23 protein-coding genes are annotated in these 26,768 nt (G+C 71.7%); 6 read left to right on the top strand and 17 right to left on the bottom strand.

Going from position 1 to position 26,768, the window contains the following annotated elements; genetic code table 11:
* Positions 1 to 29: 29 nt before the first annotated feature.
* From BIU97_RS01560 to BIU97_RS01550, 3 genes are all read right to left on the bottom strand, one after another.
* Positions 30 to 5,483 carry an Ig-like domain-containing protein gene (locus BIU97_RS01560; RefSeq protein ID WP_175472393.1) on the bottom strand — a complete coding sequence of 1,818 codons (5,454 nt, stop codon included), beginning with the start codon at positions 5,481 to 5,483 and terminating at the stop codon, positions 30 to 32.
* 302 nt (positions 5,484 to 5,785) lie between these two features.
* Positions 5,786 to 6,109, bottom strand: a complete 324-nt coding sequence (locus BIU97_RS01555) for a hypothetical protein (RefSeq protein ID WP_175472165.1) — start codon at positions 6,107 to 6,109, stop codon at positions 5,786 to 5,788.
* Between the two features lie 104 nt (positions 6,110 to 6,213).
* Entirely contained in the window at positions 6,214 to 6,540 is a 327-nt protein-coding gene (locus BIU97_RS01550; protein ID WP_071296885.1) for a hypothetical protein, read from the bottom strand.
* Positions 6,541 to 6,801: 261 nt separating this feature from the next.
* Between BIU97_RS01550 and BIU97_RS01545 the strand changes: the two genes are divergently transcribed.
* Genes BIU97_RS01545 through BIU97_RS01535 form a run of 3 tightly spaced genes read left to right on the top strand, consistent with a single transcriptional unit; the run spans position 6,802 to position 8,850 of the window.
* On the top strand, positions 6,802 to 7,296 hold the full coding sequence (locus BIU97_RS01545; RefSeq protein ID WP_071296884.1) for a VanZ family protein: 495 nt from the start codon (positions 6,802 to 6,804) through the stop codon (positions 7,294 to 7,296).
* A gap of 46 nt (positions 7,297 to 7,342) precedes the next feature.
* Positions 7,343 to 8,512, top strand: a complete 1,170-nt coding sequence (locus BIU97_RS01540) for a TRAFAC clade GTPase domain-containing protein (RefSeq protein WP_071296883.1) — start codon at positions 7,343 to 7,345, stop codon at positions 8,510 to 8,512.
* Positions 8,509 to 8,850: a hypothetical protein gene (locus BIU97_RS01535; protein ID WP_071256836.1), complete on the top strand. Its 342-nt coding sequence runs from the start codon at positions 8,509 to 8,511 to the stop codon at positions 8,848 to 8,850. Before BIU97_RS01540 ends, BIU97_RS01535 begins: the two co-directional genes overlap by 4 nt.
* Before the next feature lie 68 nt (positions 8,851 to 8,918).
* Here the strand turns inward: BIU97_RS01535 and BIU97_RS01530 are convergent, their stop codons facing one another.
* The 7 genes from BIU97_RS01530 to BIU97_RS01500 form a co-directional block, all read right to left on the bottom strand.
* Positions 8,919 to 9,470 carry a hypothetical protein gene (locus BIU97_RS01530; protein ID WP_071256839.1) on the bottom strand — a complete coding sequence of 184 codons (552 nt, stop codon included), beginning with the start codon at positions 9,468 to 9,470 and terminating at the stop codon, positions 8,919 to 8,921.
* A gap of 89 nt (positions 9,471 to 9,559) precedes the next feature.
* On the bottom strand, positions 9,560 to 11,374 hold the full coding sequence (locus tag BIU97_RS01525) for a DUF4012 domain-containing protein (protein WP_071296882.1): 1,815 nt from the start codon (positions 11,372 to 11,374) through the stop codon (positions 9,560 to 9,562).
* Between the two features lie 9 nt (positions 11,375 to 11,383).
* Complete coding sequence (locus BIU97_RS17470) at positions 11,384 to 12,304, bottom strand: glycosyltransferase (RefSeq protein ID WP_071296881.1); 921 nt, start codon at positions 12,302 to 12,304, stop codon at positions 11,384 to 11,386.
* On the bottom strand, positions 12,301 to 13,344 hold the full coding sequence (locus BIU97_RS17465; RefSeq protein ID WP_071296880.1) for a glycosyltransferase: 1,044 nt from the start codon (positions 13,342 to 13,344) through the stop codon (positions 12,301 to 12,303). The genes BIU97_RS17470 and BIU97_RS17465 overlap by 4 nt, the downstream gene beginning before the upstream one ends.
* Positions 13,341 to 14,531: a glycosyltransferase family 4 protein gene (locus BIU97_RS01510; protein WP_083420770.1), complete on the bottom strand. Its 1,191-nt coding sequence runs from the start codon at positions 14,529 to 14,531 to the stop codon at positions 13,341 to 13,343. The genes BIU97_RS17465 and BIU97_RS01510 overlap by 4 nt, the downstream gene beginning before the upstream one ends.
* 9 nt (positions 14,532 to 14,540) lie before the next feature.
* Positions 14,541 to 15,764, bottom strand: a complete 1,224-nt coding sequence (locus tag BIU97_RS01505; protein WP_071296878.1) for a lipopolysaccharide biosynthesis protein — start codon at positions 15,762 to 15,764, stop codon at positions 14,541 to 14,543.
* Between the two features lie 49 nt (positions 15,765 to 15,813).
* Positions 15,814 to 17,076: a hypothetical protein gene (locus BIU97_RS01500; protein WP_139195844.1), complete on the bottom strand. Its 1,263-nt coding sequence runs from the start codon at positions 17,074 to 17,076 to the stop codon at positions 15,814 to 15,816.
* 126 nt (positions 17,077 to 17,202) lie between these two features.
* Here BIU97_RS01500 and wecB point away from each other — a divergent pair, with 126 nt between their 5' ends.
* The gene (wecB, locus tag BIU97_RS01495; RefSeq protein ID WP_071296876.1) at positions 17,203 to 18,381 is read left to right on the top strand and encodes a non-hydrolyzing UDP-N-acetylglucosamine 2-epimerase; all 1,179 of its coding nucleotides are present in this window, start codon (positions 17,203 to 17,205) and stop codon (positions 18,379 to 18,381) included.
* Between the two features lie 19 nt (positions 18,382 to 18,400).
* Here wecB and BIU97_RS01490 read toward each other — a convergent pair whose 3' ends face one another.
* The 5 genes from BIU97_RS01490 to BIU97_RS01470 all read right to left on the bottom strand — a co-directional run bounded on the left by BIU97_RS01490 (position 18,401) and on the right by BIU97_RS01470 (position 23,969).
* Positions 18,401 to 18,814, bottom strand: coding sequence for a hypothetical protein (locus tag BIU97_RS01490; RefSeq protein ID WP_139195843.1), 414 nt, complete (start codon positions 18,812 to 18,814; stop codon positions 18,401 to 18,403).
* Between the two features lie 55 nt (positions 18,815 to 18,869).
* On the bottom strand, positions 18,870 to 20,330 hold the full coding sequence (locus BIU97_RS01485) for a sugar transferase (RefSeq protein WP_254782826.1): 1,461 nt from the start codon (positions 20,328 to 20,330) through the stop codon (positions 18,870 to 18,872).
* Complete coding sequence (locus BIU97_RS01480) at positions 20,327 to 21,286, bottom strand: WD40/YVTN/BNR-like repeat-containing protein (RefSeq protein WP_139195842.1); 960 nt, start codon at positions 21,284 to 21,286, stop codon at positions 20,327 to 20,329. The genes BIU97_RS01485 and BIU97_RS01480 overlap by 4 nt, the downstream gene beginning before the upstream one ends.
* Positions 21,287 to 21,299: 13 nt before the next feature.
* Positions 21,300 to 22,739, bottom strand: coding sequence for a polysaccharide biosynthesis tyrosine autokinase (locus BIU97_RS01475; protein WP_071256863.1), 1,440 nt, complete (start codon positions 22,737 to 22,739; stop codon positions 21,300 to 21,302).
* Positions 22,740 to 22,898: 159 nt separating this feature from the next.
* A complete protein-coding gene (locus BIU97_RS01470; RefSeq protein WP_071296872.1) occupies positions 22,899 to 23,969 on the bottom strand; it encodes an acyltransferase family protein in 1,071 nt (356 codons plus the stop codon).
* 181 nt (positions 23,970 to 24,150) lie between these two features.
* On the opposite strand from BIU97_RS01470, the gene BIU97_RS01465 reads away from it, so the two are divergent.
* The gene (locus tag BIU97_RS01465; protein WP_071296871.1) at positions 24,151 to 24,873 is read left to right on the top strand and encodes a CPBP family intramembrane glutamic endopeptidase; all 723 of its coding nucleotides are present in this window, start codon (positions 24,151 to 24,153) and stop codon (positions 24,871 to 24,873) included.
* A gap of 72 nt (positions 24,874 to 24,945) precedes the next feature.
* Here the strand turns inward: BIU97_RS01465 and BIU97_RS01460 are convergent, their stop codons facing one another.
* Together BIU97_RS01460 and BIU97_RS01455 are read right to left on the bottom strand one after the other, a co-directional pair.
* Complete coding sequence (locus tag BIU97_RS01460; protein ID WP_139195841.1) at positions 24,946 to 25,344, bottom strand: hypothetical protein; 399 nt, start codon at positions 25,342 to 25,344, stop codon at positions 24,946 to 24,948.
* A 147-nt stretch (positions 25,345 to 25,491) separates the two neighbouring features.
* Positions 25,492 to 26,124 carry a TetR/AcrR family transcriptional regulator gene (locus BIU97_RS01455; RefSeq protein ID WP_071256871.1) on the bottom strand — a complete coding sequence of 211 codons (633 nt, stop codon included), beginning with the start codon at positions 26,122 to 26,124 and terminating at the stop codon, positions 25,492 to 25,494.
* 117 nt (positions 26,125 to 26,241) lie between these two features.
* Here BIU97_RS01455 and BIU97_RS01450 point away from each other — a divergent pair, with 117 nt between their 5' ends.
* Positions 26,242 to 26,763, top strand: a complete 522-nt coding sequence (locus BIU97_RS01450) for a hypothetical protein (protein ID WP_071296869.1) — start codon at positions 26,242 to 26,244, stop codon at positions 26,761 to 26,763.
* The last annotated feature ends 5 nt before the right edge of the window (positions 26,764 to 26,768 follow it).

Here is a 26,768-nt window from a genome sequence, read left to right as displayed (position 1 = left end):
TCCGGGCCTCCTGTCCGTCCCCTCGCTCCCTACGGTCGCGGGCTGCGTCGGATGCCGGGCGCCTGCTCGACGGTGGGGCGTCGCCGCGAGGCGAGCAGCACACCGGCCAGGACGAGCGCGAGCGCGCCCAGGCCGAGACCGACGAGGCCGGTGGTGCCGGTGAAGGCGAGCTCGGCGTCGTGCACCACCGCGGCGATGCCCGTCGGGTAGGTGACCGTGATGGTCGCCTGGACCGACTGCCCCTCGGTGTCCGTCACCGTGTACCCGATGAACAGCGTGCCGGTGTGGCCCTCGGCGGGGGTGAAGACGACCGAGCCGTCGCGGACGGTCCAGGTGCCCTCGCCGTCGACCGTGACCCGGTCGACCGGCCGGCCCGTCCGCGGGTCGAGCAGGTGGAGCGTCGCCGTGTCGAACGCGGCGCCGCCGGTGCCGTGGTCGTTGTCGAGCGGCTGCACCCTGACCGGCTTGCCGGCGCTGCCGGTCGCCTCGTCGTCCGCGGCGACGGCCGCGGCGACGACCGTGATGGTCGCGGTGGCGGTCGTGGTCTGCCCCGAGGCGTCCGTCACCGTGTAGGTGAAGGTGTCCTTGCCGGTGAAGCCGTCGGCAGGGGTGTAGACGTACGCGCCGTTCGGCTGCACGCGGACCGCGCCGTGGGCCGGCCGGCGGTCGAGGGCGGCGGTCAGGCCGGTGCCCTGGTCGTTCGCGAGCAGCCCGTGGGCGGCGTCACGGGCGACCGGGGTGCCCGCGATGGTGCGAGCGGCGTCGTCGACAGCGGCGATGCCGACCGTGATGGTCACGGTCGCCGTCGTCTGCTGGCCGGCGGCGTCCTGCGCCCGGTAGGTCACGGTGTCCGTGCCGGAGAAGCCCTTCGCCGGGGTGTAGGTGAAGGTGCCGTCGGCGGCGATGGTGACCGTGCCGTGCTGGGCGCGACCGGTGGCGACGACCGTCAGGTCGGTGCCGTGGTCGTTGCCGAGCACACCGGGGCCCCGCACCGTGACCGGCTCGCCGGCCGTGGTCGCCGCGCGGTCGTCCACGGCGGTGGGCGTGACGTCGATGATCACGAGCGCGTAGGCGGTGTTGCCCTCGGCGTCGGTCGCACCGTAGGTGAACTGGTCACGGCCGGACCAGTTCGCCGTCGGGGTGTAGACGTACGAGCCGTCGTCGGCGAGCGTGACCCTGCCGTGGGCCGGCTTCGTCTCGATCGACGCCGTCAGCCCGCTGCCCGCGTCACCGGAGAGCACACCCTTCGACGCGGGCACGCGCAGCGTGCCGTTCGTCGCGGTCGTGTTCCAGTGGTCGACCGCGGCGATGCCGACGACGACGGTGACGGTCGAGGTGGCGGTCTGCCCGGAGGCGTCGGTCGCCGTGTACTCGAACGTGTCCGTGCCGGAGAAGCCGCGGTCCGGGGTGTAGACGAGCGATCCCGGCGTGCTGCCCGTGCTGACCGTGCCGTGCGCGGCGCTGCCGTGCCCCGTCACGGTGAGGCCCGTGCCGTCGTCGTTCTTGGTGAGCGTGGACCCGGCGATGGGCAGTGCGGTGCCGGGGCCGGTCTCCATGCGGTCGGTTGCGGCGGTCGGTGCGACCGTCACGGTGACGACCGCGGTCGCGGTGCCGCCGGTCGGGTCGGTGACCGTGTACGAGAACCGGTCGGTGCCGGAGAAGCCGGCGGCCGGGGTGTACGTGACGGTCCCGGCACCGGTGACGGTGGCGGTGCCGTGCTCCGGCTGCGTGACCGACTGCACGGTCAGGGCGGTGCCGGAGTCGTTGCGGGTCACCGCGACGTCGACCGGGGTCGAGGCGCGGGTCTCCGCGGCGTCCGCCACGGCCTTCGGTGCGACGACGATCGTGACGGTACCGGTCGTGGTGTTGCCCGACCCGTCGGTGATCGTGGTGTCGAAGGTGTCCGGACCCGAGTACCCGGGCTCCGGCGTGTACGTGTAGCCGCCGTCCTCGTCCACGGTGACGGCACCGTGCTCCGGGTCGGTGTTGCCGGTGACGGTCAGGTCCGTCCCCTTCGCTCCGGCGAGCACGCCCTGGTCGGCGGGCACCGTGGTGGTGCCGTCCGCGGCCACGGTGGTCGAACCACCGGCGACCACGGGCGTGATCGTCACGGCGACGGTCCCGGTGGCGGTGTTGCCCTCGGCGTCGGTCACCGTGTACGTGAAGGTGTCCTTGCCGGAGTACCCCGGGGCCGGCGTGTAGGTGACGGTGCCGTCCTCGTTCCGCTTCGCGGTGCCGTGCTCGCCGTCCCGCACGTCCATGACGCGCAGGCCGGTGCCGAGGTCGTCGGCGGTGAGGTCACGCGAGGTCACGGTGACGCTGCTGCCCGCCGCGACGGTGACGGCGTCGGCCTTCGTCGCGGGCGAGACCGTGATCGTCACGGCGCCGGTGGTCGTGCGTCCGTCGCGGTCCGTCGCCGTGTAGGTGAAGGTGTCCGTACCGGAGTACCCGTCCTTCGGCGTGTACGTGTACGAGCCGTCGGTGGCCAGGTCGAGCGTGCCGTTCGCCGGTGCGCGGTCGACCGTGGCCTGGAGCCCGGTGCCGTCGTCGTTCGCGAGCACGCCACGGTCGGCACCGACGGTGAGCGTCGAGCCAGCGGTCGCCTCCGCGGTGTCCGCCGCTGCCTGCGGACCGACGACGACCGTGACGGTGCCGGTGGCCGTCGTGCCCGAGGCGTCCGTCACGGTGTAGGTGAAGGTGTCGGTGCCCGAGAAGCCCGGCGCGGGGCGGTAGACCACGGCGTCGGTCGCGGGGTCGTACGCGACGCCGCCGTGCTGGGCGCCGGACGCGTCCGTCACGTGCAGGCCGGTGCCGCGGTCGTTGGCCGTGAGCGTGGCCGGGTCGATGGCCAGCCGGGTGCCGGCCGTCGTGCTCACGGTGTCGGCCCAGGTGCGCGGCGTCACGGTCACGGTGACCGTGGCGGGGGTGCTGGTGACGCCGTTGCCGTCGGTGACCGTGTACTCGAAGGTGTCGACGCCCGAGGTGCCGGCGGCGGGGGTGTACGAGACGGTGCCGTCCTGCTCGACGACGGCGGTGCCGTTCGCCGGGCCACGCACGATCGTCGTGGTCAGGTCGGTGCCGCGGTCGTTGCGCTGCACGGGGACGGACACCGGGGTGCCGGTGATCGTCGACACGGCGTCGTCGGCGGCGGTCGGGGCGACCGTGATCCGCACGGTCGCGGTCGTCGGTGCACCGGAGGCGTCGACCGCGGTGTAGCGGAACGTGTCCGTGCCGGAGAACCCGTCGGCCGGGGTGTAGGTGAAGGTGCCGCTCGCCTTGTCCACGGACACGGTGCCGTGCGCCGGCGCGGTGTTCGAGTCGACGGTCAGTCCGGTGCCGAGGTCGTTGCCGAGGACGCCGATCGCCCGGGTGTCGGCGGTGTACGTGCTGCCAGCTGCCACGCGGACGGTGTCGTCCGCCGCGAGCGGTGCGACCTGGACGGTCACGGTGACGGTGTCGGTGTTGCCCGAGGGGTCGACCACGGTGTAGTCGAACGAGTCCGGACCGGAGTACCCGTCGGCCGGGGTGTAGACGTACGAGCCGTCCTTCGCGACGGTCACGGAACCGTGCGCGGGCTGGGTCGCACCCTGCACGGTCAGGCCGCTGCCCAGGTCGTTGCCGAGCAGGCCGGGTGCTGCCCCCTTCGTCGGCGAACCGGCGGTGGCGGTGACGTCGTCGGCTCCCGCGGTCGGCAGGACCGTCACGGTGACGGTGGCGGTGCTCGACGCACCGGAGCCGTCCTTCGCCGTGTAGGTGAAGGAGTCCTTGCCGGACCAGCCGTCGGCCGGGGTGTACGAGTACGAGCCGTCGGCGCGGACCGTGACGGTCCCGTGCGCGGGGTCGGTGTTGCCGGTGATCGTCAGCTGCAAGCCGCGGTCGTTCGCGAGCAGGCCCTTCGCCGCGTCGGCCGTCGCCGTCTGGCCGGCGTGCACGCTGAAGGCGTCGTCGGTCGTCGTGGGGGTGACGGTCACGGTCACGGTGCTCGTCGACGTGCGGCCCCCGCCGTCGGTCGCCGTGTAGGTGAACTGGTCGGTGCCGGAGAAGCCCTTCGCCGGCACGTAGCGGAAGGAACCGTCCGTGGCGGACATCGTGACGGTGCCGTGCTGCGGGTCGGTGTGGCCGGTGACCGTGAGGCCGGTGCCCTGGTCGTTGCGGAGCACGCCGGCGGCGGGGACGTCGAGAGCGGTCTCGACCGGGGTGGAGTACACGTCGGCCGCGGTCTGCGCGTGCGTGAGCTTCAGCCGGTTCGCGAAGGTCACGACGACGTCGGTGCCGTCGGAGGACGTCGCTGCCGGGAACGTGAGCGCCGCGGTGCTGCCGGTGCCCTGCGCGACGACGGCGTTCGTCGTCGTGTTCACGGCCTTCCACGTCGTGTCGTAGTTCGCCGGGTCCGTGGTGCCCGCGGCGGTCTGCGTGACCGTGTACTGCTTGGTCGGGGTCGACAGGACCGCGCCGGCCTTCTGCGACTGCACGCCGTTGGCGGAGCCGGTCGTCGTGCCGCGCGTGCCGGCGTTCGGGGTGATGCCGCCGCCGGTGATGGCGAGGCCGAACTGGTCGCCGCTGTTCCAGCGGTCGTCGATGCTCGCCTGGCCGGTCAGGGTGTCGGCGTAGTTGCAGGTGGCGAGGTCGCTCGCGCGGTAGTCGCCGTTGATCGGGAAGCGGCGGATCTCGGCACCCGAGGTCGGGTCGAGCTGGTAGATGGTCGTGGTCCACACGTTGTTCGTCTGGACGGCGTTCGAGACGTACAGGTAGCCGTCGGACGAGAACGCGATGCCCGGGCTGGTCGTGCCGGCGGGCAGGGTCGCGATCGCCGTGGTGCCGATCGGCGCCGTCCCCGGGGTGGTCGGCATCGTCTCGGCGTTCACGCGGTACACGGTGTCCGCAGCGACCACGAACAGCAGCCCGCGGGTGCTGAACGCGAAGTCGCCGTTGCCGTCCTTCAGCCCGCTGAGCTGGCCGACCTGGCCGATGTACTTCTTCGTCGCCGGGTCGTACGCGCCGAGCCAGGCGTTGTTGTCCGGTGCCGAGCCGTAGTTGCCGCCGAGGTAGTACAGGCCCGTCGACGGGTCGACGGCGCCGCGGATGATCGACCGGACCGCGTCGGTGGCGATCGAGGCCGAGACCTGGCCGGTCTTCGGGTCGTACTCGCGCAGGGTGGCCGTGCCGCCGTTCGCAGCGGCGAACATCTTCACGCCCTCGCGCGAGATGCCCAGACCGTTGTTGGCCTCGGCGCCGAGCGTGGCGACGTCGGCCGTCTGCCCCTTCGAGTCGCTGTTGCTGATGTCCACCGCGATGACCCGCCCGGCCGCGTTGGTGGCGTAGAGCGTGTTCTGGTTGCAGAGCAGCGCACCGTCGAGCGTCGCGTCGACCGCCGAGGCGGGCTCGGACGCGACCACCGCGGTCGTCGCGGTCAGACCGGCGCCCGCGAGCAGGGTGGCACCGAGCATGGCGACGAGGCGGAGCGCGGGACGGCGGCGAGGCACAGCGGTGCCCTGGTGAACAGGCAGCATGAGTCACTTTCGGGTCGAGACGATGCGGGAGCCGTCGACCGTGGATCAGAGAACGGTCGTTGGCGCCGAGCCGATACTGACAGGTTTTCGTCTCGTGATGGGGACAGTGCAGGTCCCCAATAGGGGGGACCACTCGTTCGAGGGGGCATCCGCTCCCCCGTCGTTCCGCGGCGACCGCCGTCCGGTGTCACCCGTTCCGGGCGCACGAAGAAGCCCCACCGGATCCCGGTGGGGCTGTGTCCGTGACCGCCGAGCGGCGGGTGGTGCGGTGCGGCTCAGGCGGCGCGACGCACGTCCGGCAGGACGACCTGCAGCCGCTCGAGCAGACGGGCCTTGGCCTCGTCGAGCGTGCGGAAGTCCCCGACGTACTGCCCGAACGTGTCCGCGACGAAGAAGTGCGTCCCCTGGCGGTCGACCGTTCCGCCGTAGTAGCCGCCGTAGTTCGCGACCCAGAGGCCGCTGTCCGGCCGTGCCCAGGTCATCGGCACGCGGGGTTCCTCCGTGGCCACGACCTGCGCCTCGATCTCGGTGATGACCTCGATCGTCTCGGTGTCGAGGGTCACTTCGGCCTGCTGCCGGTTCGCGAGGGTCGTGCTCATGGTGTTGCTCCTTCGTGGTGCTGCGGTGCTGGTGACGCTGCGGTGCTGGGTGCTGCTGCGGTGCGTGGTGCTGCGGGTGGAGCGGGAGCTGTCGGTCTCGATCGTCACGCGATCGGTCGGATGACCGACGGGAGCATGACGTGCAGCTGGTCGTCGAGCTTCGCCTGGGCCTCTTCGAGCGACGCGAAGTCACCGACGACCAGACCGAAGGTGTCCGAGGCGACGTAGCGGCCGTCGCGCTTGTCGACGCTGCCGCCGAAGTAGCCGCCGTAGTTGGCGACCCACTCGCCCTGGTCCTCCTGCACCCACGTGACCTTCGCACGGGTGGGACGGCTCGACAGGGCGGCGTCGGCCTCGAGGATCGCGATGGTGTCGACGGTGTCGGTGTCGAGGGTGACCTCGGCCTGCGTCTTGGTGACGGTGGTGTCCATGTCGCTCTCCTTCACGATCCGGGGTACATCTGCTGACACGAGAACGCTACGAGAAGCGGGGGTCGGACCGCCAGCGAGGCCCGTCGATTCACGGGTTCCGTCAATGCGGCGCAGTGCACAGGCCCGGATTTCCGGGGAGGTGCGTCGCACTTCCGGGGTACAGGTGGCAGATCGGGGTACTCGTTTTGCGGACCGTCGGGGGGCGGACCGCAGACGGGTCGCGCAGCCGGACAGGAGGCACGGCTCGCTACGGTCGTCGACGTGCACCCCGACGAGTCCCGCCGCCACCGCCTCACCGGGGCGACCGGGACCAGCCGGCGGGTGGCGACGTGGCTGGCCGCCGCCTACGGCGTCGGGGTCGTGGCCGTCGGCGCCTGGGGTTCGCCGGTCGACGCGGCCGCCGGGCCGACCCTCGACCGGCTCGTCGCCGCCGCCCACCGTGCCGGCGTGCCGGACCGCTTCGGGTACGGCACGATCGAGTCCCTGGCGAACGTGGCGTTCTTCGTGCCGCTCGGCCTGCTCGTGGTGCTGCTCGCCGGCCCGCGGTGGTGGTGGGCCGGCGCCGCTGCCGGACTCGTCGTCAGCGCCGGGATCGAGACGACCCAGGCGCTGTTCCTGCCCGAGCGGACCGCGTCGCTCGACGACGTCGTCGCGAACGGTCTCGGGGCGCTCCTCGGGGCGGTCGCCGGGGTGCTGGCGCTCCGCCTGACGGCACGGCGACGACGGCGCCGTGCCCCGGCGCGCGGCGACGCCTGACCCGAGTCTCCGAGCACCGGCGGCGGCCACCACTACCGTGCAGGGCATGCGCACACAGACGGATCCCCTCGAGCAGCACGTCGCCGTCTTCGGAGCGAGCGGCAGCGGGAAGACGGTGCTGCTGTCGTCGTTCTTCGGCGGCGCGCAGGAACCCGCCTTCCGCCGGACGAAGGGCTACGGCGTCCGCGCCGAGGACAAGGCGCAGGGCCGGAAGCTGCACCGCGACTACCTCGGCATGCGCGACGGGGCCACCGCACCGACCGCGAACCGCTTCGCCTCGACCGAGTACGCGTTCGTGCTCGAGCCGACCGCCGAGGTGCCCGCCGGGTCGAGGAAGACCCGGAAGGCGTCCACGAAGCCGCCGAAGACCCTGCGCGTCGTCTGGCACGACTACCCCGGCGAGTGGTTCGAGCAGGACCCGGACTCGGCGCAGGAGGCCGAGCGCCGCGTGGAGACCTTCCGTTCGCTCCTCAGCGCCGACGTCGCGATCCTGCTCGTGGACGGGCAGCGGCTCGCCGAGCACCGCGGAGAAGAGGAGCGGTACCTCAAGGCGCTGCTGACCGACTTCCGCAGCGGACTGTCGGAGCTGCGCGACGACGTGCTCGACCGGGGCCGACGGCTCGCGCGCTTCCCGCGCATCTGGGCACTCGGGCTGTCGAAGGCCGACCTGCTGCCGGAGCTCGACGTCGAGCGCTTCCGTGACCTCGTGCTCGGCGCGGCCGGCGGCGAGCTCGCCGAGCTGCACGCCGTCCTGCGCAGCTACGTCGAGGACCCCGACGCCCTCGACGTCGGCGAGGACTTCCTGCTGCTGTCCGCGGCGCGCTTCGAGTCCGGCGCGATCGACGTCAGCGTGCGCACCGGCGTCGACCTGCTCATGCCGATCACGGCGATGCTGCCGTTCGAACGCTTCGCGCGGTGGGCGACGAACAAGCAGCGGGCCTCCGCGGTCGCCGAGAACCTCCTGCGCTTCGTCGGGCCGGTCGTCGGCCTCGTCAGCAGCAAGCGCCTGAAGTTGCCGTCACCCGTCGGAGCACTTGTCGGGTTCGTCGTGGGCGAGCTCGGCACCCGCGGCGTGAAGTTCCTCAACAAGTTCGTCGCGGACAAGCGGAAGGAGTCCGCCGCCGAGGCCGACTTCCTCGGCCGCCTGCTCGAGCACTTCGCCGAGGACCTGGACCACGGCGTCGAGCAGGGCGTCCTGCGCCGGGGCGAGGCGTGACACGCATCTGGGCCACCCGCGGACGGACGTGGGGCTTCCGGTTCCTCAGCGGTCTCGGCGACGACGACCCGCTGCCCGTCTACGAGCAGGCGTTCGACGGCGCCGGCGACGCCCCCACGGTCCTGCACCGCACGGGGCGACTCGTCGCCGTGCGGTTCACCGACCCCGAGGGCCGGTGCGACCGGGCCGGCCGCCCGATCCCCCACGAGTTCGTGCTGTTCCCACCGGAGGGCGACCGCGTCCGGTCGACCGACGACGCCCTGGCGCTGCTCTGGCCGTCGGTACGGGACCGGTACGCCGCGGTGTGGGACCAGGACACGCCACCCGGGCGCACCTGACCACGGGAGCGGGGACGACGAAGGCCCCGGAGCGGATGCTCCGGGGCCTTCGTGCCGTGCGGCGGGGCTCAGGCCTGCGCGCGCTGACGACGGACCGAGGTGCGGACCAGCAGGAGGCCGCCACCGAGGACGACCGCACCGCCGGCGACCCAGATCGCGAGCATCGAGATGGTGGAACCGGTGAACGCGAGCTCACCGTCGCCGGCACCGGCCGCGGGGACCGCAGCAGCACCGTCAGCCGGGACGACCGTGAGGGCCGAGGTGCCGACGTTGCCCGAGGTGGCGCCGGTCGCGGTGAGCGAGTAGGTGCCCGAGGCACCCTGCGGCAGCGTGACCTTGACGTTCGCGGCGCCGGTGGAGGACGCCGTGTAGGTGCCGGTCACGGTGGTGACGGGCAGGGCGCCGAGCGTGACCGCACCCGCACCGGTGACGGAGACCGTGACGGTCTCGTTGGCGGCGAAGGACCCGGCGGCGAAGCCGACGGACGCGGTGCCACCGGCGACCGGGGTCCCTGCGACGCTGACGTTGGAGGCCGGGACGTACCCGGCTGCGTTGGCGGCGGTCGGCACGGCGACGAAAGCAGCAGCTGCGATCACGACGGCAGCGATGATCTTCTTCATGTGAAGTCCCCTGAGTGCTGTTGTCTTCGCGCGGATGGTTGGTTGTGCGACCGGCTCGGTGAGTTGCAGGTGCAGTGTGCGAAGTCCACTCAATCTAGCGGAGATTCACAGGTCGCGACCAGGGGCTGCGTGACGGTCTGGTGAACACCCGGCGTGGACACCGCGTCGACCGGCGTCCGCCCCAGGTCCGCGCCACCGAGGAACTGCACCCGGATGGTCGTGCTTTTCCCTGGTGAGAGCAGGGTCTGGAACTGCGCGACCGGGTGCTCCCCGTCCACCGCGGTCTGCGGCGTGCCCGGCTTGCCGCCCTGCGTCGACCCCACGTACACCCCTGAAGAGGGGGCGTAGACAACCACGTTCGTCCGGATTGCGCCAGGAGCCACGCCGAAGGCGCCCGCACCGGTGACGTAGGCCGGCAGGCTCGTGGCCGCATCCGCCGGCGCCGCGTTCCGCAGCCGGACCTCGACGGTCCACGTCGGTCGGCCGTCCTTCCGGCAGACCCGACTGCCGACCGCGACCGTCTTCTCGAGGTGGTAGTCCATCTTCGCGCCGGTCGCGTCGTTGAGGTACACACCGAAGCGCTGCGCACGGTCGTCGCTCGTCGGCAGCCCACCCGCGATGGCCGTCCCCGCGAGTTCCCGCTGCTCGGCGCGGTCCGCGCTCCACAGCTTCACCCGGCCCTCCTGCACCCCGCTCGTCAGCGCCGCGATGAACGCCGTCGGGTCGAAGCCGCCCGCGGACACCTTCGTGAACACCGCGCTGGCGGCCGAGGCGAAGAACGCGTCCTGCACCGCAGGGTCCGGGTACTTCGCGTAGGCGTCGCTCAGCAGCAGCTGCACGGCGTTGTCCGACGACAGCTCGTCGCCCGTCGCGAGCCGGACCGGCCCGGTCGCCCGCAGGACGTAGCCGAGCGTCACCGGGTCGATCGAGAGCACCCCGTCGACGCGCTGCCCGAACTGCCGCTTCCACATCTCCCGCGCCAGCTGCGCCGAGGTGTCGAACCGGGGCGTCAGTGTGACGTCCTGGATGAACTCGCCCGTGATCGAGCCGTAGAGGCCCTGGGTCTCGGTGTCGAGCGGCAGCACCGGCCGGTCAGCCTCCGGGAAGTCCGCCGTCGACGCCTGCCTGCCGAGCGAGATCGCCCCGTCCTCGACGTCGAGCAACGCCACCGCTCCGGGGATCCCGCCGCCGGCACGCAGCTCGGCGTTGTTCTGGAACAGCACCAGGTACTGGCGCTTCCCGCCGTCGCCGAGCATCGGCGGCACGAGCGAGACCACCTTGTCCGCGACGGCCGCCTGGTCCGACACGGACGCCAAGGAGGCCCGCAGTTGGTTGACGGCGTCCGTCACCGCCGACACGGTGTCACCCGTGTCGATCCGCTCGGCCGCACGGGACGCCTCGCGGAGCGCCGTGGCGGCCCGGTCGACCGCCGGCGCGGCCGCCACGAGCGGCTCGAGGTCGATCCTGCCGTCGACCGGCTTGAACGCGTCGACGTCCACGTCGCCGAGGACCCCCGCGACCGGACGCACCGCGTCGCTCGCCACGTCGTCGACGATCGCCGCGACCTGCCGCACCGCGCGCAGGTTGCCGCCGACCAGCGGCGCGTGCTCGAAGACGGCCCACACCGGGTCGCTCGTCTTCGCCCGGGCGTCCGCGGCGCTCGACTCGAGCCGCGCCGCCGTCCGGACCGCGGCGGCCGTGTCGCCGGCCGCGAGCTGGCTGCGCAGGGTGTCGACGTGCCGGACCGACGCCTCGAGGTCCTGCTTGGCCAGCGCGCCACGCACCGCGACCCACGCGATCGCCAGGACCACGAGCAGGACGACGGCGAGGACGCCCCACAGGACGGTCCGAGGTCGGGGCCTCGGCAGTCGCGCAGCGCGTCGGGGCTCGGGCTGGTCCGACATGGGCTCAGCTTACGGCGACGGGCGCTTCCGCTCCCGACGTCGCCGTCGACCCGACGAGCTCACCGGGACACGGAGACCGGCAACGAGTCCACGGACGACGGCAGTCGCCGCACCTCGGTCACGGACGGCCAGACGTGCGGCCATCACCAGTCGGGCGAGGGTCCAGAGCCACACCCGGCGCCGGTGGTACTTGCGGCCGAACACGATCACCGAACGCGATGCCTGCTCGTACGCGACGGTCGACCGGGCCGTTCCCTCGTACCCGTCGGGTGACACCGTCCCACCACGACCGTGCTGGACGAGGACGTCCGCGGCCACCCGGAACCCGGGCCGCTCGCCGTGCCGCCGCATCCGGGAGACGAACTCGACCTCCTCGCAGTACAGGAACAGGTCCTCGTCGAGGACGCCGTGCTGCTCGAAGCACCGACTGCGAGCGAGGAACGCCGCGCCGAAGAACGTCGACTCGAAGCGTCCGGACCTCGGCGCGGTCAGCAGGCCGCGTCCGAGCAGGAGGTCGAACCCCGGCGAACTGAGCACGGTGTCGGCATCGCCCCGGTAGGTCTCGACGAGCGCTGGGGACACGATCTGCACGGCGTCGTCAGCGAGCAGGACATCGAGCAGGGCGCGGACCGTTCCGGGGGCCGGGTCGACGTCGGGGTTCAGCACCAACACGAACTCGTGCCCGGCGTCGACGGCCGCTCGGATGCCGAGGTTGTTCCCGGCTGCGTAGCCGAGGTTCCGTTGCGCGCTGATGACCGTGACGCGGTCACCGAGGCCCTCGAACGCCACGCGGTCCACTCGCTGCTCGTCGGCGGAGTTGTCCACGATGAGGACCTCGGCCACCTCGGGGTCCTCGCTCACGGACCGTGCTGACGCCGCGGCCTCCGCTTCGGAGCGGTACGAGACGATGACCACCGCGGTGCTGCTCACAGTGCTCCGATCGCGGAACGGGCTCGGGTGTCCCAGTCGTTGTCGTCGAGGAACGCCGCGACCTCCTCCGGAGGCCGACGAGGAGTCCCGGTCGCCGCCCGGACGGCCCGGACGAACGCGTCGGTGCCGTCCGCCCGGACGATGTGGTCTCCGAAGTGTTCGAGTTCGGGGTAGTCCGAGCAGACGACCGGTCGCCCGGACACGATGTACTCGTACACCTTCACCGGGTCGACACCGAGGACGAGGGGCGTCGTCTCGAACGGCATGACGAGCACGTCGCTCGACGCCATGAGCGAGAGCACCTCGCCGTGCGGCCGGGCCCCGACGGCGCGCAGACGCGGGTGGGCCGGCACCGCGACGTCCGCCGGTCCGACCAGTTCGAAGCGGAGGTGAGGGTCGGCGTCGAGCAGTGCGAGGACGTCGTCGAAGCGGAACCACTCCGAGACGGTCCCGATGTACCGGACGGTCCCGGGCTCGACCGCGCCGGGCGATGCGAAGCGTTCCTCTGCGCTCGACCGGTCGAGGGCGTTCCGGACGACCAGGGTCCGCGCGGTGGGCTGGACGTCCCCGATGTCCGCTGCGATCGCCGCGCTCGAGCACCACACGACCTCGGCGAGCGCCAGCAGCCGTCGTTCGGCGTCGACGTCGGCCTCGGTCGCGTCGGCGAACTGCCGGTTGAGGTCCATGCAGTCGTAGACGACCCGGATCCCGGCAGCACGGAGGAGACGTGCGAGGGTGTGGTGCCGCGCATGCGTCACGACGACGACGGACGGCCGCCACAGCAGGAGCAGGAGCGCCGAGACGGCGCTCAGGGCCACGTCCGCTGCTCGGAAGCGGCTGCGGAGGCGTTGCGGCACGAGGGGCAGGTGTCGCACCGGGACCCGCAGTCGCTGCCCCTGCACGAGGTTCCGCCGGTTGACGAAGAGCGAGTCGAAGAACGCGACTTCGACGCCCACTCGTCGCCCGATCGCCTCGCTGAGGAAGTGCGGACGCTGCTTGATCCACCGGCTGCTCACGTGCGACACGTACGCGACCCTCATGCGGAGGAGTCCTCGTACATCGCACTGATGCGCCTGGCGATGCTCGACCAGGCGTACGAGTCGACCGCGAACGCTCGGGCTCGCACGCCCATGTCGCGCCGCTCCGTGTCGGTGCGTGCCGCGAGCGTCGCGACCGCGACCGCCAACTCGTCGTCCGCGCGCGGAGGGACGAGCAGGCCGGTGGCGTCCGACACGAGTTCGGGGAGACCGCCCACGTCGGTTGCCACGATCGGGAGGCCGCTGGCCATCGACTCCAGGGCCGAGAGGCTCGTCGCTTCGAGGAGCGAGGGGATCAGACAGATGTCCGAGGCACGGAGGTGCTCGGCCATCCCGAGCGCGTCGACCGAGTCGACCACCGACACGTGGGAGCGGGCTCGTGCCAACGACGTGCGGATCTCCGCTGCGTACTCGGGGAAGTCCGACTCTCCGGCTCCGACGAAGAGCATCGAGACCCCCGCGGGCCAGGCGTGGGAGCTCATGGCACGGGCCGCGTAGAGCACGCCCTTGCTCGGTGCCCAACGGCGGGGCACGATGCAGACGGTCTCGTGCTCGGCGATCCCGAGTCCTCGCCGCAGCTGCCGACGTTCCTCCGGGTCGGCGGGCCGGAAGGTCTCGACGTCGACACCGTTCGGGACGTAGCGGATCGGACAGCGCACCGCTGCCTGCTCGGCGAGCTCCGGCGACGGCCCGGTCGCGGCGTCGAAGTGCGCGGTGAGCCACCGTGTGATCCACCTGCCCGCCACCGGGATGCGCCGCAGGATGAGGAACTCGCCGAGGTGGTTGGTCCAGACCTGCCGCAACCCGGTCTGCGCCAGCCGCCGCGCGATGACCGAACTGGTGATGAAGTCGTGGTGGTGGACGACGTCGAAGCGCTGTTCGAGGTCGGCGTCGGCCAGCACCCGGCCGATGCGACGACCGATGCGGACACGGGCCAGGAAGTTGGAGAGGAAGCGTCCCCCACCGGTGCTGCGTCGACTCCGCGAACGCCCTTCCGTCGCGGCCGCGTCGGGATCGATCACCCACAACTCCGGCCCCTCGACCGGGAGCAGGCTCTGACCCGGGCTGGTCCGCCCCACCGTCACCTCGTGACCGGCGGCGACCAGCTCCTTGGCGAGGTTGTGGACGTGCAGCTCGACGCCACCTCGGGTCCGGTCGACGTAGCTGTTGGTCAACATCAGGATTCGCATGGCGCCTCGTCAGATCAGGGTCAGGAGAAGGGCGGACAAGAGCGCGGCGACACAGGCCGCCGTGACGGTCACGGCGCGCCGATCGAGGCCGAGCCCCGGGCCGACCCGTCGCAGGAACACGGTGATCGCTGCGGCGCGGGTCGCGGTGCCGAGTGCGATGGCGGCTCCCGCAGCGACCCACCCGAAGGCCAGCACCAACGCGACACAGCCGACCGCGGCTGCGACGACGCCGAGCGCCGTCGCGACCGAGACGAAGCCCGGCCGGCCGAGCCACATGAGCGCCGCCGATCGGTTGTCGGCCAGTGCCTGGAACGCACCCGCGCTGAGCGAGACGATGACCGCAGCGCGGACCGTGGTGACGTCGTAGCTCGGGGGCAACCAGACCGGCAGCAGGGCGAAGACGAACACCACGACGCCCAGGGCGACGACGAGCAAGAGGAGTTGGATCCGCACCAGGTTGCGGTCGAGGCGTCCGCGGAGGTCGCGCTCGTCGACCGCGGCCTGCGCCCGCGTCGACCAGTGCGCGTCGAGGGACGCTCCGATCGTCGTCACCCCGCCGATGAGCAGGGAAGCGTACTGGAAGCCCGCCAGTCCGACCGGCCCGGCGACGAAGCCGACGATGATCCGGGCGAGGAGCAACGTCGCCACTGCCAGCACGAGGTGCGGGACGAGACTCAACGACTGCACACCGATGCGTGTCATGCCCTCGTCGGTGCGTCCCGGGTCGCGCCGACGCACGAGCGGCAGGACCAGGACCGTTCCCGCCACCAGGGCGAGTGCGTAGGACGCGAGCGCGACGTCGAGCGACCCGGAAGCCCATGCCACGACGGTCAGCAGGAGGAGCGCGACGAATTGCGCCCAGAGCGTGAGGACGGCGTAGGACAGCGCTCGGTCGAGGCCCCTGACCACGCCGATGCCGATGATCGAGCACCCCGTCGCAGCGACGACCGCGATCGTGCGGAGGACCGGTTCGTCGTGCTGGACGAGCACACCGGCCGTGCTCACGAGTGCGACGACGATCAACGTCCCGAGCAGGAACCGGACGAGTCGCCCGTCCGGTCCCCCGGCACGAGCGGGATCGCGGGCCAGGCGGTTGGCGATGTGGAGGTGGGTGCCCAGGGTGACAACCGGCGCGAGGATGCTGCTCACCGCGAGCACCGCGGAGAGCTGCCCGACGGACTGCGGCGCGAGGATCCGACCGAGGAGCGGCCAGACCAGGAGCGTCGTGCCCACGACGGCGAGCGGCCCTGCCTGGAAGAGGCCGAACCGGATGCGTTCGGCGTTAATCGACGACCTCCGGCAACGGCCCGGACCGCTGAGCCGACGCACGGCTGAAGAGCACGTGGCCGACGGCGGAGCAGATGACGAGCAGGACGAACGTGAAGGTGAGGTTGATGAGGAGGTACGCCCCGTTGCCGTTCAGCAGGAAGACCCGGATGCCGTAGACGGCCACGCCGGCGCCGAGGGTGGCGAGCGGGCGGGACGGACGCCGGAGGCGGACGACGGCGGCGTGCCAGGCGAACCCGAGGGCGATGAGCACGAGGACGCACACGAGCACCGGCATGCTGTAGAGCAGGTACACCGGACCGCCGACCGTGACCGGGACGAGGAACGCACCGCGTTGGATCGGCGTGCCGGTCACCACCGACGACACCAGTTCGTCGAACGAGTACCCCTCTGGTGCCGTGCCGAGGTACCGACCGAAGAGGACGCCGACGTCACGGATCAGCACGGACGTGTCCTCGGCGATGCCGACGGGTCGCGCGGTCAGCGCCGTGTAGCCCGCGATGATCGCATCGCTCGTCGATCGCCGGACGACGTACGCGAGTCCGGCATCCGACCCTGCCAACGTCTGATACTTCGAGCCGACGTACGTGACGTAGGCGATCGCGACGACGCCACCCGCTGCGAAGCCGAGCAGCTGCTTCACACCGAGCCTGCCGAGCCGGATCGTGAGTCCCAACGCGGTGATGATCAGCACCTCGATGAGGCCGCCCTTGAACCCGAGGAAGACCTGGGTGACGGCGAAGACGATCCAGAGCGTCATCGCGGGTCGCCGGGATCCACGCGACAGCGTCGACAGGCCGATCAAGGCCGCGATCGGGAGGGCGTAGAGCACGGCCCTGCTCGGGAACCCACCCAGTCCGCTCGACCCGACGTCGAAGCGGCTCGTCTCCACGCTGCTGCTCAGCAGGGGGATGCCGACCGCCGAGAAGTGCAGGACGGCGAGGAGGCCGAGCACGACGACGCACCCGCGCAGGAAGGAGAGGAGCCACGGCGGGGTGGTGTCCGCGGGCGGCGGGAGCCCGGGGCCCATCCGGCTCGCGACGAAGACGCCGACGGTGAACAGCAGCGGAGCGAGGAGCACCACCGCCTGACCGCGGACCGGCCCGCGGTCCTGGATGAGCAACGCGAACCCGACGGTCGGGAGGATCCACTGTGCGAGCATCACCGCGGTCACGCCGAACGCCCCGGTGCCGACCCGGCGACGGGTGCCGACGGGCGTCGCGCCCGTGGAGGACCTCGCGGTGGCCTGACGTGGCAACGAGACCCCCTCAGCGACAGACCGGGCGTCTCCCGTGCAGCAGCATTCTGCCAGATCGTCGCAACCGACCGCAGGACGATCGCCGCCTAGAATCGCGCACTGGGGGCACAGGCCTCCTCACAGCGCATGGAGACTCACTTGCACATCATGCCGATCTACGGCACCCGTCCGGAAGCGATCAAGTTCGCCCCGATCGTGAAGGCCTTGACGGCCCACCCGACGCTGACGACCCACGTCACGGTGACCGGGCAGCACCGCGAGATGCTCGACCAGGTCAACGAGGTCTTCGGCATCGTGCCCGACACCGACCTCGCCATCCTCAAGCCCCGCCAGACGCTGGTCGACATCGCGACCGCGACCATGCAGGGTCTCGACGAGTTGTTCGCCCGCGAGACGCCGGACGCCGTGGTCGTCCAAGGCGACACCTCCACGGCGTTCGCTGCAGGGTTGACGGCCTTCTACCACCAGATCCCCGTGGTGCACCTCGAGGCCGGTCTCCGGAGCCACGACCTCCGCCTGCCGTTCCCGGAGGAGGGGAACCGGAGGCTGCTCACCCAGATCACGTCGCTGCACCTCGCCCCGACCCCGCAGAGCCGTCAGAACCTGCTCGACGAAGGCGTCGACCCCGAGACCGTCGTCGTGACGGGGAACAGTGTCATCGACGCGCTCCTGCAGGCGCGGTCACGCGACCACGCGTCGTTCTCCGACGACGCGCTGCAGCGAGCGGTCGACTCCGGGCGTCGCATCCTCCTCGTGACCTCGCACCGACGTGAGAACCTCGGCGGCGGGATGGAGCAGATCGCGGCAGCCCTGGTCGAACTGGCGACGGCGCACCCCGACCTCCTCGTCGTGGTCCCCGTCCACCGGAATCCTGCGGTCCGCGAGACCCTCCTGCCGCCGCTGCGAGGTCTGGACAACGTCGTGGTCACCGAGCCGGTCGGGTACGGCGAGTTCGTGCACCTGCTCGATGCCTCGTCGATCGTGCTCACCGACTCCGGGGGAATCCAGGAGGAGGCCCCGGCGCTGGGGAAGCCCGTGCTCGTGATGCGGGACTCGACCGAACGGCCTGAAGCCGTCGAGTTCGGCGTCGTCCGGCTCGTCGGGACGACGGCGTCCGTCATCGTCGACGCCGTCGACGAACTGCTCCGCTCAGACGCGGCCTACGCGGCGATGTCGCACGCCGTGAACCCGTACGGCGACGGTCTGGCCACCGAGCGGACCATCGCTGCGTTGGAATCGCTGGCGGCGGGTCGACCGGTGTCCGAGGTCACCGGCTTCGACCCGCGCGGCGACGCGCCCCGCTGACCAGGTCGGGGTCGAGCTGTCAACCGGTCAGGAACGGCGCGGCAGCTGCGACCAGACCGGGAACCCCGAAGACCGCCGCGTACACCGAACAGATGGCGGCGACGTCCTCGGCGGACCGCCGCCGCTCCGGCTTCCTCGTCTCGTCCCGCGCGAACGCAGCGCACAGTTCCTTCAGGACGGTGAGGAACGCGCCGACCACGACGAACCCGAGGGCCACCCACCCGTTCGGCGCGATGAGCACGACGAGGGTGAGCGCGGTCGCTGCGAGCACCACCGCGACAGTCGCCACCTTCCAACTCCGGAAGAACCGCCGGACTGCTCCGGGGTCGTGCGCCGGGCCGGTCTCCGGCCCGACCGCGCGACCGGCGCGATCCGTCGGCGTCCGACGACCGGTCAGCACGGCGTTCGTCGCCAGTCCGGCCAGGAAGACCACGGACAACCCACCGACCGCGAGCGGCCGTCGCCACCGTCGCGCTCGCACAGCGCCGTCAGTGCGCATCGTGCCCGGGGCGCAGGACGGCCTTGACCGTGCGCCAGAGGATGACCATGTCACCGGTCATGGACCAGTTCTCGACGTAGTACAGGTCCAAGCGGATCGCGTCCTCCCACCCCAGAGAGGAACGCCCTCCGACCTGCCACAGTCCGCTCATGCCGGGTTTGAGCAGGAGACGCCGGCGAGCAGCGTCGTCGTAGAGGGCGACTTCCCCTTCCCGCTGCGGTCGCGGCCCCACGAGGCTCATCGTCCCGAGCAGGACGTTGAAGAGCTGGGGGAACTCGTCGAGGGAGTGCTTGCGGAGGAAGTGGCCGATCGAAGTGACACGGGGGTCGTTCTCGACCTTGAAGAGCGGCTTGTCGGACGTTCCCTGGCGCTCGAGCAACGCGGCGAGCTCGGCATCGGCGTTCACGCGCATCGACCGGAACTTGAGCATGCGGAACGGTTCCCCGTTCTGCCCGATCCGCTCCTGGCGGTAGAGCACCGGCCCGGCGCTGGTGGCCTTCACGGCGACCGCGATCGCGACGAGGACCGGTGAGAGCACGGCGGTCAGCAGCGCCGCTCCGACGAGGTCGAAGGCACGCTTCAGGAAGTGCGTCGCACCCTCGTACCGCGGCATCTCGACGTGGATCAGCGGGAGCCCGGCAACCGGACGGGTGTGGATGCGGGGGCCGTTGATCTGGGTGAGGCTCGGCGCGACGATGAGGTGCTGTCGACCGCCCTCGAGCCCCCAGCTCAGCTCGCGCACCGCCTGCGCGCCGAGTTCCTCGGAGCTCGTCACCGCCACCGTGTCGGCTCCGGTCGTGTCGAGGGCTGCGAGGGCGTCCGTGATCTTCCCGACGACCGGCACGCCGGTCCCGCCGATCGTCTCACCCGCACGCCCGTCCGGCACGCACACCGCGACGACGCGGTACCCCTCCTCGGGATGCCGGGCGAGTTCTCCCGCCAGGTGCTCGACGCTCGACCGTGACCCGACCAGGAGCACCTGTGCCGAGTAGTTGCCGTTCCACCGCTGCGCGTTCAGCCACTGCCGCCAGATCCACCGACTGAACATGAGGACGACCGTCCCGAGCGGGAAGGCGATGAACACGTAGCCACGAGCCAGGTCGACCTTGAACACGTAGGCCACGATGGCGACGAACGCGAACAGTCGGATCGATGCGTCGACGATCCGCCGGTACTCCGCTGAACCGGTGCCGATGTAGCGGTGGTCCCTGGTGTCGTAGAGCGCGAGGACGACGAGCCACGCCACGATGATCCCGAGCGAGACCGCCGTGTACCCGATGGCCAGGTCGGCGACGCTGCCGCTGACCGCCGCGCTGTCGAAGCCGAACCAGGCGATCTGGACGCCGAAGACGACCCAGACGAGGACCAGGAAGTCCGTGGCAACGAGGCGACGCGCGTACCGCTTCGCCCAGGGGACCTCTGCGGTGGTCTGCCGACTCGTCAACGTCACCACGTGGCGCCGCCGTCGTCGGAGACCAGGACGTCGTCGCCTGCCCACAGCCAGACGGCCGTCCCCACGCGAGCGAGCGCGACGGCGCCGCTCGCGTCCGCACCAGTGGCGCAACCGACCGCGGTCAGGACCGTTCCGTCCGAGGGCAGCGAGGCGAGCTGCACGCCGTCGCAGCCCGTCGCCCCGCTCCGCGCGACCGTGAAGACGGCGCCCTCGGCCGCGAGCGACCGGACGCCACGGACCGGCAACGAGGCCCAAGGGGACGACCCCGATCGCGACACCAGCCCGTCCTCGCACACGACGGCGATGGTCAGGTCGGCTTCGGCTGCCTCGACGGGCTCCGCGCAGGGCTCGGCGACGGTGCCCGACGACAGGACGACCCCGTCCGGACCGACGACGATGCCGGCAGACCCCACCACGCCCTCGCGCCACGTCGTGCCGCCGTCGGTCGACGTCCGCACCACTGTCGCGCACGTCGGGCCCGAACCGATGACGACCGAGACGCCGGCCTCGTCGGCCCGGAGCGCCAGCACGGCACCCCGCACGTCCCCGAGGTCGACCCTCGTCCAGGAAGCACCACCGTCCTCGGTGTGTTCCAGGACTCCGTCTGCGCCGCCGCACGCCCCTGACCAGGCGCGCCACGCATCGCGGCCGGTCGAGGCCGACAGCAGACGGCGGACGGGCACCACCGAGGCGGCCGGGTCAGCCGTGGCGGAGGTGGACGGTCCAGCCGACGAGGTCGGTCGGGCGGGCTCGCTCGACGGCGGACGCGGAACGCTGGAGAAGGTCGGGACGGGACCGGGGGTGCCGTTGGAGGAGGGCTCCGTACGGGACAGCGCGAGGGCGACGAGGACGACGTCGACCACGACGAGCACGACGACGAGCACGGCGATCCAGACGAGCGTGCGGCGCGTGGGGGTGCCACGCGAGGCCTTGCGTCCCCGGCGGCGACTCACGCGGGGACCTCGGTCACCTGACGGCCCCGCGGGCAGCAGCGGCACGGCCGCGCTTCGGCGGCTTCGGCGGCTCGGCCTGGTCGTCGTCCTGCAGGCCGTACCCGTAGGCGTAGCCGTACCGGCCGTACCCGTAGGCACCCGGCCCCTTCGTCGGCATCATCGTCATCACGAAGCCGGCGATCGGGGCACCCACGTTCTCGAGCGCGCTGACCGCACCGGCGAGCTGACCCTTGTGGGTGCGCCCTGAGGCCACCGCGACGATCGCGCCGGAGGCCTTCTTCGCCAGGATCGCGGCGTCCGTGACGGGCAGCAGCGGCGGGGCGTCGAAGAGCACGTAGTCGAACTGCTGCTCGAGCGCGGCGATGAGGTCCTGCATGGCACGGGAGCCGAGGAGTTCGGAAGGGTTCGGGGGGATCGGACCGGCCGGCAGGACCACGAGGTTGCCACGGCCCCAGGGCTGCGCCACGTCCTCGATCTCCGCGCGCCCGATGAGGACGTCGGTCAGACCGACGCCGCCCTCGATGTCCATGTACTGCGCGACCTTCGGTCGGCGCAGGTCGGCGTCGATGAGGACGACGCGGAAGCCGGCGTTGTCGAGCGCGATCGCGAGGTTCGCGACGGTGGTGCTCTTGCCCTCGGACTCGACCGACGACGTCATCACGAAGGTGCGCGACCCGGTACCGATGTCGAGGAACTGCAGGTTCGTCCGGAGCGTGCGGAACGACTCGGCGCGGGGGCTGCGCGGGTCGACCTGCACGATGAGCGGACGCTCGGATGCCTTGCTGTCGAAGGCGATCCCGCCGACGACCGGCTTCTCGCTGATCTTCTCGACGTCGGACTCGGTGCGGATCCGGTTGTCGAGCGTCTCGCGCAGGACGGCGACGCCGACGCCGAGCGCCAGGCCCACCAAGAGGCCGAGCACGACGTTGACGGGGACGTTCGGGCTCACCGGGGTGTTCGGCACCTGGGCTTCCTTGACCCGGGTGAGCTTGACGGTGGCGGTGCCGTCCGCGTCCGTCGCCTCGATGTTCTGCACGACGTTCGTCAGGCTCTCCGAGGTCGCGTTCGCGATGTCGGCCGCCTGCTTCGGGTCGGTCTCGTCGACGGTGATCGAGATGAGCGTGGTGTTCAGCGGGGCGTCGGAGCTGACGATCTCCGCCAGCTCGTCCGAGGTCATGTCGAGCTTCAGGCTCGAGATCACCGGGAGGAGCACGATCGGCGTCTCGACCAGGTTCGAGTAGGTCAACACCCGCTGCTGGGTGAACGTGTTGCCCTGTGCGAGGTCACTCGCGCTCCCGCTGGTCTGCGTCGAGACGAAGACCTGCGCCGAGGCCGAGTAGACCGGTTGCTTGAGCAGCGAGTAACCCGCCGCTGCCGCGACGCCGATCAGCGCCAGGACGAGCATGAAGACCCATCCCTTGCGCAAGACCGCGATGTAGTCGCGTAGCTCCACGCGGCACCCTTCCCCGAATGTCGCCGTGTCCTGCAGTCCCTGTCACAGGTCGACCGGGATCGTCCCAGCGTTCGGCATAGAAATAGTGCCACACGCAAGCGTCGCCGCGACGCATCGTTCGCAGGCCGATCGACCGGGCGCCGACCCTGGTCCCACCGTTCAGGACGGCCGTCGACCCGACTGCGACGGCACGGGCCCTCGACCCCGTGAGAAGCGACGCCCGAGTTCGATGAACGGTGTCTCGAACCAACGGTGGACGACCCATGCGGCGGTCACGGAGAGCGTCACCGCGACCGGGACACCCGCCCACGGCGACGGGACGACGCTCCGGACGCCGTCGATCACCGGGAGGTGGAGGAGGTACAGCGCGTAGCTGACCGCACCCAGCCAGAGCATGCTCGGGACGGAGCGGGACGACCTGCGCAGCGAGAACACCGTGAACAGGAGCACCCCGACCCAGACGGAGAGGTTGAACCCGATCAGACCGTAGCCGTGGGCCGGGTCCTGCTGCGATGCGATCAACGGCGCGCTGCAGAGCGGGACGACGACGAGCGTCGCGCAGGCGTACCCGATCCAGACACGACTCCCGCGGCGCTCGCGCAGGTGGATGCTGTGCCCGAAGGACGCGAGGAAGAGCATCAACGGCGTCGTGGCCGGGAGCTCCTTGCCGATCGCGTACCCGGTGACGGACATCGCTGCGTAGAGCGCGAGCCAGGCGTAGCCCGCGTAGACGGTGCGGTCGAGGTGTCCCAGGTGCTTGCCCAGTCCGGACTGGACGTAGTAGAGCAGTTCCGGCCCGAGGGTCCACGCGCTCCCGAGGACACTCGGCAGCGCGACGATCCCCTGCACCATGAGCAGGTTGGCGACGAGCACGAGGATGCCGTGTTCGGCCGCTGGGTGTGTGGGAAGCTGCACCAGGATCGCCACGCCGAGGACCAACCAGTACACGGGGAAGAGTCGCCAGAACCGACGCACCGCGAACACCCGGACGTCTTGGGTCGACAGCATCATCCCGACCACGTAGCCGCTCACGAGGAAGAACGCGACGACACCGATCCGACCGACGCTGAGGTACTGGAGGGCGTACCGGGTGTACTCCGGCATCCACGCCTCGAGCGCGTGTTCGAGGACGACCGCCGCGGCGGCGACTCCCCGGATCGCGTCGAGGAACTCCACCCGACCGGCTCGGACGGAGGCGTCGGGGGGCGTGACGTCGCTCGTCTGCGGCATGGGGCCTCCCCGGGCGCACCGCGTCGTCGTCCCTTGGTGAGCAGGCACTCCGCGTCGGCGCATGTGGTGCGGGTCCTGATCGATCCCGCACACCGATCCTACCCAGGAAATGACGGGTGATCACGTCCTCACCGGAGTGCAGCTCGAGGGCTGACCCCGCCCCGTCCCGTACGGTGTCGACATGCAGCCCGACCAGGACGCGCCGACGACCACCCCCGGTACCGCGGCTGCCCGCGACCTCCGCGTGGTGCTCGTCGCGATCGCCGTGGCGGTGGTGCTGTCGCGACTGGTGACCGGCGTCGCCCGGTCCGGGGCCCTGCCGTCCCCGGTCGTCCAGGTGCTCGCCGCGGACCTGGCGGTGTGGGTGCCGCTCGCGCTCGGCGTGTGGTGGGTCCTCCGCCGTTCGGCTCCCGTGGCGCTGGTCCGTCGGCTCGGCCTCGGCTGGCCGGACGCGGTCGCGGCGATCGGGGTCGCCGTCGTGTGCCGTGGGCTCGACGCGGGCCTGTCGGTCCTGTTCTCCGGCACGACGGGCCTGACGCCGCCGGTGACGCTCGGCCCGCCCGACGTCGTGCCGCTCGTGGTGGCGGCGGTCGGGGTCTGCGTCGTCAGCCCGGTGCTCGAGGAGGTCGTGTTCCGCGGGGTGCTGCAACGCCGCCTGGCGTCGGAGCTGACGCCGCGCACGCGCTTCCTGGCGGTGCTGCTGACGGCGTTCGTGTTCGCGCTGACGCACGTGCTCATCGCGGGTGCGCCGTCGCCGGTGGCCGGCTTCCAGGTGTTCGTGACGACCTTCGTGCTCGGCCTGCTCACCGGCGTGCTCGTCGCGATGACCGACCGCCTCGGTGGTGCGGTCCTGGCGCACTTGCTGTTCAACACGGTCGCCGTCGTCGCCACGTGGCCGCGCTGACCCGGGTCCGCACCGGGAGCGTCCGGCCGCGCAGCCGACGTCGGCGTGGACGTCGGCGTCGGAGCGGGTCCGTCACGCGCGGTGGTGCTCGGCCTCCGCGTCCACCTGTCGGCGGGAGGGGCGCCGCGCGCCGACGATCGCCCACGCCGCTCCGGCCAGCACGAGGACGGCTCCGGTGACGGCTCCGGTCGTGCGGGTGCCGTCACCGGCGCCGTCGTCGGTGAGTGCGCCGAGGGCGAGTCCGGCACCGACGACGAGCAGCGCGAGGGCGATCACCGTCACCCGACGGTCCGTCCAGCGGGCGCTGCCCGGCGGCAGGCCGGTGAACGCGGCGACGACGGCCACCCAAGCGGTGAGCACCCACCAGTTGACGGGGACGAACCGCCCGAGCACGAGCAGGGCGACGAACGACGCGACGGCTCCGCCGACGCACCAGGTGCGCCAGTTCCCGAGGTCGTCGTCGGTCGTCATGCGCCGACCGTACCGGAGCGGCATCGGCTCCGACCGGTGCGGTGTTCGCGCCGCCACCCGAACCCGAATCGAGCAGCGGCGCACGCGGACGCAGTGCGTCTGCGCCTCGGACGCACGGGGCGTCCTCGGTCTGTGGGGGTGGGTCGGTCAGCCCACCAGGTCCAGGTCCCACACGGGCGGGACGTAGGCGCGCTGCCAGCCCTCGCGCAGGCGGGTGACCGCGCGGTCGTAGGCCTCGAGCAGGTCCATGTCGGGGCGCACCATCGACTGCAGCTGCAGGCCCTCGTAGGTCGCGAGCAGCTGCTCGGAGCCACGGGCCGGGTCCATCGTGTGCGGCTCGCGGCCGAGCAGCACGTCGCGCTCGAGCGCGTGCTGCACGAACGCGTGGAAGCGACGCCAGCGCGCGTGCAGCATCGGCGCCAGCGGGTGCTCGGGCGAGGCGGCGATGTTGAGCGTCGCGGTCAGGAAGCGCATGAGCGTCGGGTCGGCGACGTTGGCCGTGACGATGGCGCGCAGGAAGCGGACGGTGCCGTGCTGCTCGGCGATCGGCATGAGCGGGGCGGTCCGCTCCTCGTTCCACTTGTCGATGGTCGCGAGCAGCAGGCCGTCCCAGCTCGGGAACGCCTGGTCGACGACGTCGACGGACTCCCCGGCCTCGGCGGCCACGACGGCGGGGGTGACCTCGTGCATCGGACGGGAGCGGAGCGCCCGCTGCATCGCCGCGACGACCTTCGGCCGGAGGTCGTCGTCGTGGGCCCGGCCCGAGGGTTCGTTGTGCATGGTGACGAGTCCACCACCCCGCGGGGCACGTCGACTACCCCCAGAACGGGAACGCGCGTTCCCTGGCTGGCCGGCGGGACGCTGGACGCCCGGAGCGCGGTGAGCGATACTCAGGCGATGGAGCGGAAGCAGATGCTGACCATCGCCGTCCTCGCGGCGGCCACGGCGAGCGTGCTCGCCGGGTGCGCGACCGGGGGCACGACCGGGGCCGGCGACGGCGCCGACGGCCCGAGGGGCGCGGGCGACGACGTCGTGGGGTCGGGGTCCTGCATCGACTACGTCGCGGCGAGGACACCTGCCGAACGCAGCGACCTCGCGACCCTGGTGGTCGACGCCGAGGTCACCGCCACCGACCGCACGGTCGAGGTCGGCGGGGTGTACGAGGTGCGACGGGCCAGGATCACCGGCGTCGAGAAGGGTGACTCCCCCGGCCGCACCATCGACGTCATCAGCCCCTCGGACCAGTGCACGACGGGCGGGCAACCGGTCGAGTACCTCGAGGGCGACCCGCTCGCCCAGGACGGCACCTTCCGTCTGTACCTGCACCGGAGCAGCGACGACGACGTCTGGCAGCTCGTCGTCCCCGGCGCCGCCGAGCCGATCACGGCCACGGCCACGGCCACGCCCGCGGCCGACTGACCGAC

The sequence above is a fragment of the Curtobacterium sp. MCBA15_009 genome, assembly GCF_001864895.1.
GTDB lineage: Bacteria > Actinomycetota > Actinomycetes > Actinomycetales > Microbacteriaceae > Curtobacterium.
This window is presented reverse-complemented; position numbering and strand designations above follow the sequence as displayed.